General features: G+C 61.5%; 13 protein-coding genes. 5 read left to right on the forward strand and 8 right to left on the reverse strand.

Translation table 11 applies throughout. The features are described 5' to 3' along the window. Nucleotides 1-99 precede the first annotated feature (99 nt). Nucleotides 100-1,713 carry an alpha-amylase family glycosyl hydrolase gene (locus KIP88_RS06930; RefSeq protein WP_308163277.1) on the reverse strand — a complete coding sequence of 538 codons (1,614 nt, stop codon included), beginning with the start codon at nt 1,711-1,713 and terminating at the stop codon, nt 100-102. A gap of 709 nt (nt 1,714-2,422) precedes the next feature. Here KIP88_RS06930 and KIP88_RS06935 point away from each other — a divergent pair. Then, on the forward strand, nt 2,423-2,980 hold the full coding sequence (locus tag KIP88_RS06935; protein ID WP_214487105.1) for a hypothetical protein: 558 nt from the start codon (nt 2,423-2,425) through the stop codon (nt 2,978-2,980). Between the two features lie 45 nt (nt 2,981-3,025). On the opposite strand, the gene KIP88_RS06940 is transcribed toward KIP88_RS06935, so the two are convergent. The 6 genes from KIP88_RS06940 to KIP88_RS06965 form a co-directional block, all read right to left on the reverse strand. Continuing rightward, nucleotides 3,026-6,346: an adenylate/guanylate cyclase domain-containing protein gene (locus KIP88_RS06940; RefSeq protein ID WP_214487106.1), complete on the reverse strand. Its 3,321-nt coding sequence runs from the start codon at nt 6,344-6,346 to the stop codon at nt 3,026-3,028. Nucleotides 6,347-6,533: 187 nt separating this feature from the next. Further along, nucleotides 6,534-7,559 carry a hypothetical protein gene (locus KIP88_RS06945; protein WP_214487107.1) on the reverse strand — a complete coding sequence of 342 codons (1,026 nt, stop codon included), beginning with the start codon at nt 7,557-7,559 and terminating at the stop codon, nt 6,534-6,536. Between the two features lie 4 nt (nt 7,560-7,563). Continuing rightward, nucleotides 7,564-8,784, reverse strand: coding sequence for a vanadium-dependent haloperoxidase (locus tag KIP88_RS06950; RefSeq protein WP_214487108.1), 1,221 nt, complete (start codon nt 8,782-8,784; stop codon nt 7,564-7,566). A 741-nt stretch (nt 8,785-9,525) separates the two neighbouring features. Further along, the gene (locus tag KIP88_RS06955; protein WP_308163278.1) at nt 9,526-10,269 is read right to left on the reverse strand and encodes a C13 family peptidase; all 744 of its coding nucleotides are present in this window, start codon (nt 10,267-10,269) and stop codon (nt 9,526-9,528) included. An 89-nt stretch (nt 10,270-10,358) separates the two neighbouring features. After that, complete coding sequence (locus tag KIP88_RS06960) at nt 10,359-10,535, reverse strand: hypothetical protein (RefSeq protein ID WP_214487109.1); 177 nt, start codon at nt 10,533-10,535, stop codon at nt 10,359-10,361. A gap of 136 nt (nt 10,536-10,671) precedes the next feature. Next, nucleotides 10,672-12,153 (reverse strand): serine hydrolase, encoded by a 1,482-nt coding sequence (locus KIP88_RS06965; protein WP_214487110.1) that lies wholly within the window; start codon nt 12,151-12,153, stop codon nt 10,672-10,674. A gap of 227 nt (nt 12,154-12,380) precedes the next feature. Here KIP88_RS06965 and KIP88_RS06970 point away from each other — a divergent pair, with 227 nt between their 5' ends. From KIP88_RS06970 to KIP88_RS06985, 4 genes are all read left to right on the forward strand, one after another. Next, nucleotides 12,381-12,830, forward strand: coding sequence for a GNAT family N-acetyltransferase (locus KIP88_RS06970; RefSeq protein WP_214487111.1), 450 nt, complete (start codon nt 12,381-12,383; stop codon nt 12,828-12,830). Nucleotides 12,831-13,044: 214 nt separating this feature from the next. Further along, nucleotides 13,045-13,323 (forward strand): rhodanese-like domain-containing protein, encoded by a 279-nt coding sequence (locus tag KIP88_RS06975; RefSeq protein WP_249790608.1) that lies wholly within the window; start codon nt 13,045-13,047, stop codon nt 13,321-13,323. Between the two features lie 8 nt (nt 13,324-13,331). Continuing rightward, complete coding sequence (locus KIP88_RS06980; RefSeq protein ID WP_214487113.1) at nt 13,332-14,504, forward strand: aminotransferase; 1,173 nt, start codon at nt 13,332-13,334, stop codon at nt 14,502-14,504. A 45-nt stretch (nt 14,505-14,549) separates the two neighbouring features. Then, nucleotides 14,550-15,614 carry a polyamine ABC transporter substrate-binding protein gene (locus KIP88_RS06985; RefSeq protein WP_249790609.1) on the forward strand — a complete coding sequence of 355 codons (1,065 nt, stop codon included), beginning with the start codon at nt 14,550-14,552 and terminating at the stop codon, nt 15,612-15,614. Nucleotides 15,615-16,108: 494 nt separating this feature from the next. Here KIP88_RS06985 and KIP88_RS06990 read toward each other — a convergent pair whose 3' ends face one another. Then, nucleotides 16,109-17,044, reverse strand: coding sequence for a lipid A biosynthesis lauroyl acyltransferase (locus KIP88_RS06990; protein WP_214487115.1), 936 nt, complete (start codon nt 17,042-17,044; stop codon nt 16,109-16,111). Between the last annotated feature and the right edge of the window lie 16 nt (nt 17,045-17,060).

Below are 17,060 nucleotides of genomic sequence, written 5' to 3' on the forward strand. Positions count from 1 at the left end.
TCGTCACCAACTCCCATGGACCATAATGGCGCGGCGGCGTGCGCCAGGAGATCGGAGCTAGCATGGCAATACGCACGCGATTGTCCTTTGTTGCTTTCGTTAATCGGCCAGCAGGATCAGGCCTTCGTCCGCCCCTAGCAGCACGGCACCGCCTCCGGCCAGCGCTGCGTCGGCGACAGTGGACAGGAGCGTCCGGCAATCGCTCGCCCAGTCCGGCAGCTTCAGGCGATGCGAATGTGTCCCGAGATTGAGTGCTACGATCAATCGCTCGGCGCCGTGCCGACGCTCATAGGCCAGTACATCGCCCTCCGCGTCCAGCAGCGTCAAGTCGCCGATCGCCAACGCCGGATGTGCGCGCCTGACCGCCAGCAATCGGCGATAAAGCGCCAGGATCGAATGAGGCTCCAGCGCCATCCGCGCAACGTTGCGAATAGGCCAGTCGTCATTGAGCGGCAGCCACGGCTTCGCCGTGGTGAAGCCGGCATTCTCGCTGCCGTCCCACGGCATCGGCGTGCGGACCGGATCGCGGCCCAAGGCAAGCCCGGGCTCGCGCAGCTCGCGCGGATCCTGAACCTGGGCCGGCGGGATCGCGACATCGCTCAAGCCCAACTCGTCTCCGTAGTAGAGAGTAGGGGTGCCGCGGAGCGTCAGCAGCAGCATCGCTGCGACGCGGGCCTGCGCCTGCCCACGCCTAGCCGCGACGCGCGGCCGGTCATGGTTGCCGAGCACCCAATTCGGCCAAGCGCCTGGCGGAAGCGCCGCCTCATAGTTGGCGATCAGCGTCGCGAGGGAGCGCGCCTCCCACGATGCATCGATGAGCTGGAAGTTGAAGGGCAGGTGCACCTCTGCCCGTTCCCGGCCGTAGTAGCGCAGCAGCCGATCGACCGGCAGATAGATCTCGCCGATCAGCACGCGTTCGCCCCGTCCACTGGCGCCATAACTATCGGCGATGGCGCGCATGTCGGCGGAGATCTCGTGCACCTCGGGCTGGTCGGTCGAATGGAGCTGGAGCACGCGGTGCATATCGCCCAACGCCGGCTGATGGGCAGGGTTGGGCGGATTGTCGGGGAAGTCTGCCGCCTTGACCAGGTGCCACAGCACGTCGATGCGGAAGCCGTCCACGCCTCGGTCGAACCAGAAACGCATTACGTCGTACATCGCAGCCTGCACGGCCGGATTACGCCAGTTGAGGTCCGCCTGCTCCTTCAAGAAGGCGTGGTAGTAATATTGGCTGGTGGTCTTGTCCCACTCCCATGCCGAGCCGCCGAAATCGCTGATCCAGTTGTTGGGCGGCCCGCCATCCGGCGCGGGATCGCGCCAGATGTACCAGTCCCGTTTCGGATTGTCGCGCGAGGCGCGGCTCTCGACGAACCAGGGATGCCGGTCGGATGTGTGGTTGGGCACGAAGTCGAGCAAAATCTTGAGCCCGCGCGCATGAGCTTGTGCAAGCAGACTGTCAAAATCGGCGAGCCCGCCGAAGCGCGAATCGACGTCGCAATAATCGGCGACGTCATAGCCGAAATCAGCCATCGGCGAGGGGTAGATGGGTGAGATCCAGATAGCGTCGACGCCAAGGCTGGCTAGATAGTCCAGCCGCCGCTCGATCCCCTTGAGGTCACCCATGCCGTCGGCGTTCGTATCTTGAAAGGAGCGCGGGTAGATCTGGTAGATCACACCCGTCTGCCACCAGAGAACTCCGAAAGAGGCCGTCACCCGAGGGGGCCTTACTGCGGCGCTTGCAGGCCGGGAGACGAAAGCCACTCATTCACATGGGAAGCGGTTACAGCTTGGCGAGCTTTTCTGATCCTGGCGTCGCGCAACGGACCCGGCGGGAGTTCATTAGCCTCCTCCTTGAGGCGCATGGCCTCCGGCATTAGACGGTCTTGCAACGGTGCTTTGGGCTGGATGCGAGACATGGTGGCTCTCCGAACGGGCGGGAGCACAACACTCTCAGTCACCGATGGAAGCCGAAGACGGGGCGGTGATGGAACCAGTAGACTCCCTTTATGTTCGGTTGCCAACCTAAGAAACTTGAACTCGTCCAAACGGAGGGAAGCTGCCCGCAGCTTAGGACAATCTGGGGTCGAAAGGGACGGGTATCCGACGACCGGTGCCGGCCGAAACAGGCTACTTTGCGTGGTAGGGGCGTAAACCCACAAGTTCCGCCTCGCTTGTCGCAGGACGGCAACAGCTTCATTATTTCTTGGGTGGAACAGAACATCTTGACTCCACACGCATCCCGGTTTGGATCAGTCTCTTGAAGCCGGGGGTCGGCGGATCGAAGTTACCCGGCTGGCCGCGGGGCGCGAATGCCCGCGGCATTTCATGTTAGGACTGTGGGACTGTGCTCGGAAGCCTGGGCTGAAGCCTTGAGTGGCAAACATTCCGATGCGATGATCTGACATTGTGAGGAGTAGCGCAAATGAGTTTCATCGGCGCAAACGACCATCCCAACCCCGATAGCCCGGACGATCCGCTGTACTACGCACCGCGCTCGGAGCGCAGCAGGGCGAACGCACGATCTAACGCGCCACCGCAGACGAGATCAGAGCCTCCCATTCCCGCTTTGTCTCGTTTTGATGAAATGCGCGAGGAAGCCTTCGCCAAATTCACCCGTCCGTTGGAGTCCCAGTTCGTTTACGAACGCCGTCCGCGGCGCGGACTGCTCGCCACTGCGGGCGCAATTGCCGTAGCGATCGGCGCCACCGTGATCCTGGCGCTCGTTTTGTTCAACGCGTTTCCAAGATCAAAAAGTGATCCGTCGGAACTCGCCGTTTCGATTTCGACTCCGGCATTGGCTACGCCGGCGCCAGTGGCGTCCGAAGACGGCCAAGCACTGCTTCAAGGATTCAAGCAGTTTCAAAGAACGCAAGGAAGCGAAGACCCGGCTGTTTCCGACCCCGCCTTGGCTGGAACGGCTAAAGAAGCACCCGAAAAACCCCTGCTTGAAAAGTTCATGCAGTGGCAGCAAAGGAAATAGCGTCAGGAACAGCCAGAACCGGAACTTCGTCGCCGGATGGCCTTATCAATGAAGATCGCTAAGCAACGCCTTGGCCTTTCGAAGGTCGCTTGTGTCAAAACCTTCGGTAAACCAATCGTAGATGGGGGCGAGGAGGTCACGTGCCGTCTGCCGTTTGCCCTGATCGCTTAGGAGTCGCGCCAGGCTCATGGCCGCGCGCAATTCCCACGACTTTGCCTGCTGTGCTCGCGCAAGGATCAGGGAGCGTTCGAAACAGGCTTGCGCCTTTGCCACGTCCCGCTGCGGCGACTTGAGCGCGATTTCACCGGCAACGCGATGAGCCTCAGCCTCGCACCATCTTTCCTTGGTTGCGTGCATCGCCGTCATTGCCTCGTCGATGCAGCGCCAGGCATCATCGAACTGGCCCGAATCTGCATGGGCGATTGCCAACATGAACTCCTGCTCCGGCGTAAATATCGTCGATCCGGCCGATCGCCATAAATCAATACCCGACGTGACGATCTCGACCGCCTTCGTGGCTTCCCCCGTGAGGGTCAGGATATAGCCCCGCCGTAACACCCCTTCCGCCTTTCGAAACGGGGCACCTTTCTGCTCGGCCAAGACGACAAGTTCCTCGAGGTGCTCGTTTGCCGCGTCGTAATTCCCGCAGTAGGTATTAACAAGAATGGGGAAATTCAGCGTAAACATCAACGTGGCAGCATGGTCGATCTGGCGCGCTTCCGCCAGCGCGCAGTCTGCATCGTCGAGCGCAGCCTCAGGGTAACCGAGCAGCCACGAGGCCATTGAACGAAAGGCCAAGCACGTTACCCGGAGGTCCTGGCCAAATCGCGTCATCAATCGCCGGTGCTCGGCGGGGCGGTAAAGGGCGAGGGCTTCATTGTAGTGTGCTCGGGCCTCAACGATGTCCCCTACAAGCGCGAGCGTACTCGCCATGGTGCGGTGTCCGATCATGAGCGGTACCGCCGCTCCCTCCTTCTCACCAAGCACAAGAAACCGCGCTGCGAGCTCTCGCGCAACGTCACCATTGAAGTTTATGAAATTGACGATCCACTGGCCAAAGAGGGCTGAGAGCAGCAACGAAGGATCATCGGGAGGTTCTCCGAGCCGTTCCGCTTGCTCGATCAATGCTCTCACCTGAGCTACGGCAGCCTTCGTTTCGGGCGCGCCATATCCCTTGACATGCATGAGCGTGTTCAAGAGCGCGACTTGTAAGATGATCTGCTCGCGTCGCAGGTCGGACGTGCTGGGCAAGGTTTCGATTTGCTCCAGAGCCTGGCCGAGTTGTTCCGCGGCTTCGACCAGCGCCGAACGCTCCTGTGACCGTTGTCCCGCCTTGCCCCACAGGCGCGCTGACTTCTCGATGAGGTCGGCCTTTGTACAGTGGCGCGCCAGCAGCTCGGGCTGGCTCTCGGCGATTTCCGGGAACTGACTTTCGAGGATTTCGGCGATGCGCGCATGCAGCGCGCGCCTGGGCTCCCGCAGCAGTGTACTGTAGGCTACGTCCTGCACCAGCGCATGCTTGAACAGGTAGCTCGCGTGCGGCGGGGTGCCGTGTCGAAACAACAGACCCGCCGCAATGAGCCGGTCGAGGTCGGAGTCGAGTTCTTCCTTCTTTCGCACGAGCGCGGCCAGCAACATGTGGGGAAATGCCCGGCCTATCGCTGCGCCAACCTGCGCCACGTTCTTTGCCGGCCCGAGCCGATCGAGCCGCGACATCAGCGAAGCCTGCAGGCTTGCCGGAACCGCCACAACAGGCGTTGGTCCCGCTGCGAAGGCGCGCTGCGCATCACTCTCACCCTCCGCATCCAGCACCGCCTTCGTCATCTCCTCGGCGAACAGCGGAATGCCGTCGGTGCGCTCAATGATGTCCCGGCGGACGCCCGCCGGCAACGATCGGTTGCCGACGACTCTCTCGATCAGGAAATCGATGTCGCACGGCGCCAGCCGATGAAGGGTCAGCTCGGTCACATGCGGCCGTCCGGTCAAGGACGGGCTGAATTCCGGCCTGAAAGTAACCAGTATCAAGAGCCGGTGGCTCACGGCCAAATCCACCGCCCGGGCGAACAATTCGAGGCTGGTTGGATCGGCCCAATGCGCATCTTCGAAAATCACCAGCACGGGATTGATCCGCGCCAGCGCCTCGAGTTGCGAACCAAGCGCTTTCAGCGTTTTCTGACGACGGAGCTGCGGCTCTACTTCAACCGGCGGGTAGCGTCCATCGTTGGGCAGCGACAGCATTTCGGCAAACAGCGCCGCATCCTGGGGTGGCGTCGAGCTTTGCGCCAGCAGCGCGTCAAGCTTGTCCATTTTCACTTGCTGGCTGTCATCGTGAGCAAAGCGAGCGGCGCGCAGCGTCTCGCCGATCACCGGATAGAGCGTGCTGTCGGTATGCTGCGGCGAGCAGAAGCAACGCAGGCGTATGTGCGGCTCACGCGCAAGCTGTTCCAGCAGTGCGACGGCGAGCCGTGATTTGCCGATCCCCGCTTCACCCGAAAGCAGCACCACCTGACCTTCGCCACTCCTGGCCCGCTTCCATCGGCTCAGAATTAGCTCCATTTCTTCATCACGACCGATCAGCGGCAGCAAATCGCTACTTTGGAGAGCGTGCGATCGGCTGGTCACCGCTGTCTTGCCAGCGACTTGCCAGGCGGCGACCGGCTTTGCGAGTCCCTTGATCTCGACTTTACCGAGATCGAGATACTCGAATTGCGGCCCCGCGATCGTCTTGGTGCGACCCGAGATAACAACGGCGCCGGGTTGTGCGAGCGACTGCAGTCGGGCGGCAAGATTCGGGGTGTCGCCGAGGATGCCATGCTCCTCGGAAATCGCGCTGTCCGACATGTCGCCGACAAGCGCTACGCCAGTTGCAACACCGATGCGCGCGCTCAATTTCTCTTTCGCGGGCAAGGCGGCGACTGCCTCCACTATTGCGAGGCTGGCTTGAACGGCGCGTTCCGGGTCGTCTTCGTGCGCGTGAGGATAGCCAAAGTATACCACCGCGCCGTCGCCATGATGTCGCGCGACAAAGCCATCGAAGCAGGCAACGGTCTCAGTAATGCAGCGGCGGTAGCCGGCGATGATTGCACCGAAGTCTTCGGGATCGAGCCCCGCGGAAAGCGCAGTCGATCCGACCAGGTCACAAAACAGTACCGTAAGCTGGCGGCGCTCGATCGGGCGCGAGTCCGGTGCTGTCGGTGCTGCCGCGAGAGAATCCACGCGCAATTTGGTCCCGCAGTCGCCGCAAAACTTGTTCAGGGCTGGGTTCACCGCGCCACAGGCCACACAGCGCCGCACTACCGCCGCTCCGCACAGCCCACAGAATTTCCTTTGCTCCGGCACTTCGGCTGCGCAATTCGTGCAGTGCATCGAACCTCAACGGATGTCGGTAAGGCCGCTACAATGCGCCAGAAGTCGAGTGTTCCATGTGATCCTGGTCACAACTTTGGGTTCCGTGCTGCCCTCGATACCGGACTTCCTCAGGCCGCTTGTTTACGTCTGAAAGTCCAAAGGCGGACGAGAGTATCGCTCAGCGACCGGATCAGTCGCGTGCCATTCAATCCCGGCGTGCCGCTTCCCAATCCTTTGCGGCCTTCACCAACCGTTCGAAAGCTGCGCCGCTTTCGAGCAGCGCACGTTTAAGCGCGGGCTCGAGCGGCGCTTCGTTGCCTGCATCGTCGAGCGGCATCCTGTCCGCACGCACTGCCGTCATCAAGCGGGCAATCTCGCCTGCCGCGTGGGCCGGTGTGTGCAGCAGCACCAACCGGCGCATCGGCATGGGGTTGTTCGGCACGTGACAGTTATCGCAGTGCGCGTCGCGCATCCGCAGCGCCATCGTCCTGTAGGTCGAGTCGAGGTCTGCCAGATAGGGATTGTCTTTCCGGAACAGGCCGTCGAAGAGCGTCACGCGCGGCTGGATGCGTCCCTCCTTGTCCATCCACATCCATTTGCCATCGAACTTAGGCCATATCGGTTGCGTGGAGACAACAGGGCTGTTGCTGCCTCGCTCGGTAAATTGCCCGATGACGATCTTCGCGGTCTTTGGATTGACCCAGAGCAGAACCGAATTGGCGGCCTGATAAACACCCCACTTCGCCTCCAGGTGCCAGAACGGATAGGGGAACTGCCCGGGCGGCAACAGGTTGCGGAATCCTGCCTGCAGACGGATCAGGTACAATCGCTCGCGCTCGACGTACTCGGTGCTGTATTCGCCGCTGTACATGAACAGCGAGAGGTAGAGGCCGGTAATCACATCGGGCGCAAACTGCGTGAGATTGGTGTCCTCGAGCGCTGCCCGGGCGTCCTGATTCCGGCGGCCCCACAGGAGCGTCGGCGCAAGGCTGCGCCGCAGCGCGGAGTCACCGAACAGGCTGCGCCGGCATCGGTCGAAGGCTGCCTGGTCCGAGGGTGAAGCAGGCGGACAGACCTGCTGCAACTCGAGTGCGACCTCGGAGGCCATCCGCGCGATCTGATCGGTAAGGTCGGGCAGATCGTCGTCGATGTCAGCGGCATCAGCGGCAAGGAAGGCGGTAAGCAGCAGCGCACCGCCGGTTACCAGGCGCCTTGAGATGGCACCGAACATCGGCCTACGGCGCCGGCTTCATGTAATTTGCCAGGAGATGGTTGGCGACCTTGCGACCCATCGCATCTCCGACTTCCAGCGAATTGCGGTAATGAATGCCGCCCCAAATGCGCACCTCTTTGTGCTCCTGGGCCATCTGCGCAAAGCTGGTGAATTTGCGTGAAAGGCGCGCGTCGGAAGTATCGGTCGCGACGAAGTCTTCCGTCCCGCTGCCGAAAACAGCTTCCAGAACGGCTCGCGCCGCACCCGCGTTGATCCCCGCCTGAGACGGGTATTCGGGATGCATCGGCGTGGCGTTCAGAGGCTGCCAGCCCGCGTCGCGTTCAGTCGCATCGTTGCCGTCCTGGTCGCCGTTGCGGATCGCGGTGATCGGCCGCCAGAAATTGTATTGGAATTTGGCGTCCCAATCGACAATGAAGCAATTGGCGAGAGCCATGGACATCAGTGCGAACACGCGCGCGCTTTCTGCCACAGGCTGGTTATGACGAGCGGAAGCCTGCCTGGCCGCCTGGAACCATGCGGGCCCAAGGTTGGCCTGTGTCCAGAAGCGCACGGCGTCGGACTGCGCGTCGGTCCGCTTCGTGCTTTTCACTCCGCCCATTTCCTTGGTTTCGTTGTAATCGCGCGCGTAAAGAGCACTGTTGAGGGCCGGGGGCGGAGCCGGGCGGAATTGGCTTGCACTGTCCAAGCCCCACGGCTTGGCCGTCGCATATTGAGGGAAGAGCGGCGGCGTGGTCGGCACCCATACGCCGGGCGTGGTGAGCGGGCGGTATGTATCAGGCGTGTTTGTTGCGTCGCTCTGCCGTTCCGTGAAAACGGCGTCCGCAACTTTCTTGCCTAAATCAATACCCGCAGCCCGTGCGGGGTTGTCCGGAATGGTTTTCGTCGTCTCCGCGAAGGCTGCGTCAATCCGTTCCTTCTGGCCGGGATACTGGCGCATGAGAATTTCGCGGGCAGCCGCCGCTGCAGCGGCCTCGGCTGAGGCGTTCGGGTCAGTCGGAAGCTCCGGTATGTAACGCGAATATCGGTTCTGCACCGAGTTGATCGCGTCAGACATGGACACATTTACCAGCGCCATGCTGCGCGTCCACGGATTGCCGCCCACGTTGACCGCCTTCATCACGTCCATTGCGGTGTTGTTCCAGTCGCCGATGACGTCCGCATGGACTGGCGTATTGGCTGAAATGAGGGCCAGGCCGACGATTGCAGATTTCAGCATGTTCATCGTTGCCTCCTTCGAAAAGTTGAATTTTCGGACGACTGCCAATGCGGTGTGAATGTACCTCACTATTCATCTTGTCGTGCGCGCAGCCGCATCCGCGCCCGTTACGCGAAAGCGTCGCCCAACTGCTAAGGGTCCATTATAAATTTCGCCAAGCAGCCGATTGCGGCGGCACCTAGCGAGCGTCGAGCCTATTGCTCAGGCGTGTGCGTTGGCGAAGCTGATATCGCGGACCAGCGCTCGTCAAAACTCGCAGTCGGGAGCTCGTTCGCGTCAACCGGAAGGCTTTTCGACATAGTCGGGCCGGCGGCGACGACAATACCCTCGGGCGAGTGCGACCTCATGGTAGCGGCAGTTGCGGCAACAGCGAGCAGAGCGACAGCCACGAACCCGGTAATCGTTCGATGCCTCGTCATCAGAACCTCCTGTGGTCCCGAAAGCCCCTTAGCGTGGGTCACCGGAACCTCGCGAAGGTTCAACGACTAAACGAGAAGTCTGGATTGCACAGATCCGACAACGAAGCTGTCCCGAATGCAAAACGGCACAGACTGGACTCAGTGCGTAAACGCCTAAGAGTAGTCTGCCAACGTCCACGTTGGTGCGCTTCCCGACTCAGGTCGCCCATCGTGAGGTCCGCAAAGAACCGCAAAGCGGATTCCGAGAAGGACCAACGGTGGAGCAATAACTGGAGCCAGTTTCGCTTTATTTCGCCGGCGATGGCGTCGCCGAAGGCGGCCCGGTCGGTCAAGGGCGCGAAATGAGCAACGGCTGCACGTTTTCGCCGCCTTCCATGAGGGGATTCGATGGCTCGAAGCGCTCGCGCACTTCTCGCTTTTTGACGAGCGAGCGCGCAACAACAAAGGCGTCCTTTAGGCTTCCAGCTTGCCGGAGTGCTACATTAAAAAAGGCGTTGCCGAAATAGGTCCATTTGGCTTTGTCCCGGCAGCCGAACGATGGATGGTCGGCGTCGGCCGCGGTGATTACCAGCGTATCGGGGTTCGCGAGCCGAGGAATAAAGACCCCGGCATAGCAGGCCGAAATGACCACCACCTTGTATCGCATGCCGGTCCGCGCCAGCATGTAGGCGAGATTAGACGGCGTGAGCGTTTGCGTAAGCCGCCCCGCTTTGACTGCAAGGCCGGCGCGGGAGCCGTGCGAAGTGAGAATCAAAAACAGAATGTCGTTGTTGGCGTCCATCCCGTTGGCCGCCGCTTGCAAGGACATGGCCAGGCCTTCGATCGTTGCACGTCCGCCTTTTTTCGAATTGTATTGCACGTTGATCGGGTCGCCTCCGAAACGGCCCGCTACGACCCGTGCTGCGCCGGTCGCCTCGCTTCTAAACACGCCTTGATCGCCGAAAAGGCCGAAGGACACGACGCTCACCTTGCGAGCATCCTCAACGGCGTGCACCGTCGAAACCGACGGCGCAACGGTCAAAACAAAAGCAATGAGCGGAGCGCCGATCCGGCTGATCCAACGTGGATACACAACTTCACCAATGCATTTTTCAACAGGTCACGTGAAAGAGCCCGATTCTCTTTGCGCGCGGGCAACTACTTCCGAAACTCAGCCCATCCCTAGTCTTCGTCCGGTTCGCGCACGACCGGCGGTTCGTCGGCATCGTTCTCTTCCTCTTCGTCCTCATCCTCTTCGTCCTCATCAGGATCTCGGGGCGGCATCGTGTTGCCCATGATCACGAAGGGACTCCAGTTGATCAACCCGGTTGAAAATTCCTCGGGGATGTGTGGGGTCATGCTGTTACTCCTCGGGTGTGGACCCTGGGCGGATTTTACAACCTCTGATCCGCTTTGCGCATGAGGGGTAGCGCCGCACTTGATCGCCAGCGAGACCATGCTGACTTCGGCAATGGGTCAAGCGGGCGAGATCCTCTCATTTTTGTGCTTTCGGCACCGCCTCGATCAACAGCGCGAGCGCCTTGCTGAAGCCTGAACCGGCGTACAATTCGCCCCGATAGTGCCCGAGACGCACGACGACGAGATCGTGCGAGGGAATGATCAGCGTGGTCTGCCCGCCAGCGCCCGCCATGTAATAGGCATCGCGCGGGACTGGATATTGCCCATCGCCGTTGAGCCAGAAAAAAGCTCCATAGATCGGCCGATTGTCCGCGGCCCAGGCAGGCGCAAGCGTGCTGACGAATGTGGTGTAGCCCTCTGGCAGAATGCGCTCACCGTTCCAAACGCCCCCCTGAAGAAAGAGATTGCCAAGCCGCGCCCAATCGCGCCCGGAGCCCACCTCATAACCTTGCCCTAGAAAATTTCCGAACGGATCAGTTTCGATCACCATGGTACGGATGCCGAGCTTGTCGAACAGCACCCGCTGCGGAAATGAGAGATATTCGTCGCCGCGTTTTTCGACACCGAGCCGGATCAGATAATTGATCAGGACCGGATCGGTGTTGCGATAGCGTCCGACCGTGTTGGGAGGCCATTGCAATGGCCGTGTCGCCGCGTAGTGAAAGGAATTGATGCCGCCGGTATAAAGATAGACGTGATCCGGGTAAGGCCCCGTTGGGTCGTAATCCGGGTCTTGGGGCGCCCTGATCCGAAGTCCGCTCGACATGTGAAGGAGATCCGCAATGCGTATTTTGGCGCGCGGGTCGCCGGGCGTTTGCCATTCAGGGATCGGTGCCGGCTGGCCCAAATCATAAACGCCGTCTTTGACCAGAATGCCAAAGAGCGCTGCCGTAATGCTCTTGCCCATGGACCAGCTTTCGAGCGGCGTCTGCGCCGTAACACCTTCCGCGTAGCGCTCGGCAATGAGGCGGCCTTTCCACGTCACAACGAACGCCGCGGTCAATCCTTCGGCCGGCTGGAACGCGGCATTCACGGCAGCTTTGAGTTTCCCGGCATCGATCTCTGTCGGCAACGGCTCCTGCGGCAGCAGGTCGCCCATGGGCCACAGTTGGGCCGCAGGATCGGGCAATCGGCTCTTGACGGCGACCGGCTTGAAATTCATGGCGCTCTGGCCGACCGGGAACGTGACGCAACCCTGACTCCCGAGATATCTGGCCGTCCGGGTCACGCCATTAGGGAGCGTGACGTGGACCGCCTTGTTGGCGCGATCGATGACCGGCTTACCGAGTTTCGCGCGCTGTCCGTAGGGTGCCGTGAAAAACCCAACATTTTCGGCCGCGAAATCGGGCGCAAGGCCAGTCATGAATACAGCTGAGCACATGACCTTCGCAAATCCTGCGGCATGATGCGTCAAGGGGTCGCCTGGCGGCGGTACGTAGGGCGTATCGAGTTCGAATGATTTCGCGCGGGCGATGAGCGCGTCTCTGGTGGTAGCCTGCGCGGCCGCCACCGTACCGGCGAGAGCCACAAGAATCGTCGCCAGAAGACGCTTATTCATGTTCCCTCCCGCGAAAACGAACGATAATCGTTTGATTCAATTGCTGCGCATGCAACACATCAATATGCTTTAGCGCGTATCTCAGTCAGAGTATGGGCCAGCACTCGCGGCGCAGGATATCAGATCGGTGGCACAACCGCTCGGCCGCTGGCTACGGCCGCTCATCTCTCAATCGCGGACATTGCCACTTTGGCTCGGCAGGTCCGTTTGACTCGGGGCAGGTGACGATGCGTGCCGTTTACCGTCTGGCGACGCGCGAGGACGCAAGCCGCCTCTACGTCATTCGACGTCGATCGATCCTTGAACTCGCGCCTCCAACGATGCCGGCCGCCGAGGCGCAGGCGTGGGCGTCGAAGCTTACGCGCTCCGGGATGGAGCGAAAGCTGCATGAGCTGGAAGTGTGGGTTGCCGAGGTCGATGGCGTCGTCGCCGGATGGGGGGCCATTCGCGGCGACACGCTGGAGGGCTTGTATGTGGCAGCCGAATTTGCCGGGCAGGGCGTAGGCGCCGGATTGCTCGGTATGCTCGAAGGACTGATGCGCGAACGCGGGTTCCCGTCAGTGCAGGCAGAGGCAAGCCTGAACGCCCGAGGTTTCTACCTTCGTCGCGGCTACCGGGTGACCGGTCCTCAAACGCCGGAAGGCGCCTGGCCCATTGCGAAAGAACTTCCGGGCTGAAAACCGCGGCGGGGGGAGAATAAGTGCGTTGGGCGGCGGCCTGGTTTTGGCGGCTGTTTAAACCGTTCGCGGCGCTTGATTTTCGCCTCGCGAGGGGCGACTTTGGCGCCCGCTTGGCCGGGCTGATCTGAGCCCTCGCGGCGGGTTGTCAGGAGGATATTGCGTGGCGGACCATCAGGTGCACGATTTGACCCCGGAAGACGTTTCCAGGGGGATGGCGGAAGGGCGCTATCTTCTGGTCGACGTTCGCGAACCCAACGAGGTCGCGGTGGAAGCCTATCCGGATGCTGTGGTCGTTCCTCTCCAGACCTTCGATCCGGCGGCCATTCCGGACCCGCAGGGAAAGCAGGTGGTTTTCGCCTGCCGTTCGGGCAAGCGCTCGGTGACAGCCTCGCTGGCCGCCCAGGCGGCGGGCCTTCCCTATGACAAGCATCTTGCCGGTGGCATCATCGGCTGGAAGGCAGCGGGTTTGCCGACCAAAACCGGCGGCTGATCCCTACCATGACATCCATGAATAAGGTCTTTGCTGACCTTCCCGTCACCGTCTTCGAGGCGATGTCGCAGGCCGCCCGCGACAACAACGCCATCAATCTCGGCCAGGGCTTTCCCGACGATCCCGGTCCGGAGGACATCCGCCGCGCCGCGGCCGACGCGACGGTGAACGGCTACAACCAATACCCGTCGATGATGGGCATTCCCGAACTGCGGCAGGCGATCGCGGCCCATTACGGCCGCTGGCATAAGCTCTCGCTCGATCCGATGACCGAAGTGATGGTGACCTCGGGCGGCACTGAAGCGCTGACATCGTCCATTCTGGCCGTCGTCGAGCCCGGCGACGAGGTCGTCTGCTTCCAGCCGGTCTATGACAGCTATCTGCCGATCATCCGCCAGGCCGGCGGCATACCGCGCCTCTTGCGGCTCGAGCCGCCGGGTTGGCGGCTGACGGAAGAGATGCTGGCGAGCGTCTTCAACCACAAGACCAAGGCGGTGTTGTTCAACAATCCGCTCAATCCGGCCGCTGTAGTTTATCCTCGCGAGGACCTCGAATTGCTGGCGCGGTTCTGCCAGCAGTTCGACACCATCGCGATCTGCGACGAGGTCTGGGAGCACGTGATCTTCGACGGCCGCGAGCATATCCCGCTGATCACGATCCCGGGCATGCGCGACCGCACCATCAAGGTCGGCAGCGCCGGCAAGATCTTTTCGCTGACGGGATGGAAGGTCGGTTTCGTCTGTGCCGCCCCGCCGCTGTTGCGGGTGGCGGCAAAAGTGCATCAGTTTCTAACCTTCACCACCGCGCCGAACCTGCAGGCCGCGGTCGCCTACGGCCTCGGCAAGCCAGATGAATATTTCTACGACATGCGCAAGGAATTGGCGCGGAGCAGGGACCGTTTGACGAAGGGGCTGGAGAGCATCGGCTTTCCCGTGCTGAAATCGCAGGGCACGTATTTTCTCACGGTTGACCTGTCGCCGCTCGGGCTCAATGAGACCGACGTCGAGTTCTGCAAACGCATCGTGACCGACTACAAAGTCGCCGCGATCCCGGTATCGGCGTTCTACGAGCAGGACGCGGTGACGTCGGTGGTGCGGTTCTGTTTTTCCAAGAAGGACGAAACGCTGGATACCGCGCTGGAGCGCCTGTCGGACGCGGTGCACGGCCGCCGCAAGAGGTAGCAGATGCGCGATTCCTTCCGAGGCCCGCTTCGCCTGATCGGTGTGATGACGCTCGCGCTGTCGCTCTCGCCCGCGCAGGCGCAGGAGCGCACCGTGAACTTCTACAACTGGTCGAACTATATGGCCCCGGGGGTGCTGGAGGCCTTTACGAAGGAAACCGGCATCAAGGTGGTCTACGACACGTTCGACGCCAACGAGACGCTGGAGACGCGCCTCCTGGCAGGAAAGTCGGGCTACGACGTCGTGGTGCCGACAGGCTATTTCCTGCAGCGCCAGATCACGGCAAAAGTCTTCCTCAAGCTCGACAAGTCGAAGCTGCCGAATCTCGCCAACGCCTGGCCAGTCGTGACCGGCCAACTCGCCAGCTATGATCCCGGCAACAATTACGCCGCCAACTACATGTGGGGCACCACGGGCATCGGCTACAATATCAAGACCGCGCAAAGAATCCTCGGCCCCGACGCGAAGATCGACAGTTGGGACATCGTCTTCAAGCCGGAGAACCTCGCAAAATTCAAAGACTGCGGCATCCACATGCTGGATTCCGCCGACGACATCTTGCCTGCGGCGCTCAGCTATCTCGGCATCGATCCGAACTCGACCAAGCAGGCCGATCTGGAAAAGGCCGCCGAGCTCGTCAGCAAGATCAGGCCCAATGTCCGGAAGTTTCATTCCTCGGAATATCTGGGCGCACTGGCATCAGGCGAAATCTGCTTCGTGGTGGGATGGTCCGGCGACGTCATGCAGGCGCGCAGCCGCGCGGCGGAAGCAAAGAATGGCATCGAGATCGGCTACACCATCCCGAAAGAGGGCGCGCAGATGTTCTTCGACAATCTCGCGATTCCTGCGGATGCCAAGAATGTCGCGGAGGCCTATGAGCTGATCAACTATCTCTACCGCCCGGACGTCGCGGCAAAGAATTCCGACTTCCTGTCCTACGCCAATGGCAATCTGGCGAGCCAGAAGCTGGTGGACCCGAAGATCCTCAACGACAGGAATATCTATCCGGACGAGACGATGCAGAAAAAGCTGTTCGTCATCCAGGCCCGCGACCCCGCGACCCAGCGCATCATCAACCGGCTGTGGACGAAGGTGAAGACGGGGAAGTGATGGCAGCGCACCAGCGTGTCTCCGCCGTCATTGCGAGCGAAGCGAAGCAATCCATGCCTCAGCAAGCGGTGAGATGGATTGCTTCGCTCCGCTCGCAATGACGTGGTGAGATCGTAGGGTGGGCAAAGGCGCGCCAGCGCCGTGCCCACCATCTTTCGGGGATCACCGTCAGGAATGGTGGGCACGCTTCGCTTTGCCCACCCTACAAACTCCTGTTGCCGGAACCGAAGCGAGAACCTATAGCTCCCTCCGGGAGCATCACATGACCAATATCCTCACGTTCTTTTCAACGCGCACGCTGCTGCAGATTGTCTTCGTCCTGGGATCGGCCGTCACGATGAAGGCGTGGAGCCTCGGCCTGCTGTTCGGCGGGTAGGGGAAAGCCTGCGCCCACTTCCGTCATTGCGAGCGAAGCGAAGCAATCCATGCCTCTGCGAGCGGGGAGGTGGATTGCTTCGCTTCGCTCGCAATGACGAGGAGGGACGGGGGCAGACCTACCGCCACCTTCTATGCAGCCACAGCCACTGGTCCGGATACTCCCGCACCCAGCCCTCGATCACATCCGTGACCGCCTGCATCGTGCCTTGAATATCGATCTGCCCCGAGGCGTCGCGCACCGGCTTGACCTCTTCGGACAGCTCGGCGCGGAAGCGGTGGTTGGGCAAACGGATGATGCGCACGCCATGCACGGGGCATTCGACCTGGCGCAAGAGCCGCGCCAGCGTCGGGTTGGCCTTGGTCTTGCGGCCGAAGAACGTCACCTCGACGCCGTTGCCCATGTACTGATCGACCAGCATCGCGACGTGTTGGCCCCTCTGCAGCGCTTCCGCAAGCTTGAGCGGCGCCTCGCGGCCGGCCGGCACCAGCGTGCCCATCTTGACGGCGCGGATCCGTTCGATGGCGCGGTCGGCGGACTCGATGTTCGGCCGGCGGAACAGGATCGCGCAATCCAGCCCATGCGCCACCGCGCCAAGCGCCGGAATTTCCCAATTGCCGAGATGGCTCGCGAAGATGATCGCCGGCTTGCCGTCGTCCCGCAGGGAATCGAAAATCTGCTTGGTCCGCGCCCCGAACTCGACGCGGCTTGGCTTGTCCGGATGATCGACGTCGTAGTCCCAGATGTGATCGAGATGGGCGAACTCGGCGCCGATGCGGCCGAGATTGTCCCAGACGCCGGCCAGAATGGTTTCGATCTCCTCCGGCGATTTCTCAGGGAAAGCGGCCTTAAGATTCTCTCGCCCGATACGGTCCTCGCGCAGCCGGCGTCCGATGAAGTGGGTGACGCGGCCGAAGAAATTGGCGGTCTTGTCCGGATCGAAATAGCGCGTGGTGCGCAACAGCGCGATCGTCAGCGCGCCCACGGCGGCTTCTGCCACAGGCTTGGCGGCATCGCGCAGGCGCGCCTTGGTGCGTAGGAGCAGGCGGTTCATCGTCTACAAGCAGCTA

Source organism: Bradyrhizobium sp. SRL28, assembly GCF_018596315.1.
GTDB lineage: Bacteria > Pseudomonadota > Alphaproteobacteria > Rhizobiales > Xanthobacteraceae > Bradyrhizobium.

Coding starts and splice junctions, on each gene's coding strand:
- KIP88_RS06935 (WP_214487105.1), top strand. CDS start 2,423: ATGAGTTTCATCGGCGCAAACGACCATCCCAACCCCGATAGCCCGGAC.
- KIP88_RS06940 (WP_214487106.1), bottom strand. CDS start 6,346: ATGCACTGCACGAATTGCGCAGCCGAAGTGCCGGAGCAAAGGAAATTC.
- KIP88_RS06975 (WP_249790608.1), top strand. CDS start 13,045: ATGGCGGAAGGGCGCTATCTTCTGGTCGACGTTCGCGAACCCAACGAG.
- KIP88_RS06970 (WP_214487111.1), top strand. CDS start 12,381: ATGCGTGCCGTTTACCGTCTGGCGACGCGCGAGGACGCAAGCCGCCTC.
- KIP88_RS06990 (WP_214487115.1), bottom strand. CDS start 17,044: ATGAACCGCCTGCTCCTACGCACCAAGGCGCGCCTGCGCGATGCCGCC.
- KIP88_RS06965 (WP_214487110.1), bottom strand. CDS start 12,153: ATGAATAAGCGTCTTCTGGCGACGATTCTTGTGGCTCTCGCCGGTACG.
- KIP88_RS06950 (WP_214487108.1), bottom strand. CDS start 8,784: ATGAACATGCTGAAATCTGCAATCGTCGGCCTGGCCCTCATTTCAGCC.
- KIP88_RS06945 (WP_214487107.1), bottom strand. CDS start 7,559: ATGTTCGGTGCCATCTCAAGGCGCCTGGTAACCGGCGGTGCGCTGCTG.
- KIP88_RS06985 (WP_249790609.1), top strand. CDS start 14,550: ATGACGCTCGCGCTGTCGCTCTCGCCCGCGCAGGCGCAGGAGCGCACC.
- KIP88_RS06980 (WP_214487113.1), top strand. CDS start 13,332: ATGACATCCATGAATAAGGTCTTTGCTGACCTTCCCGTCACCGTCTTC.
- KIP88_RS06960 (WP_214487109.1), bottom strand. CDS start 10,535: ATGACCCCACACATCCCCGAGGAATTTTCAACCGGGTTGATCAACTGG.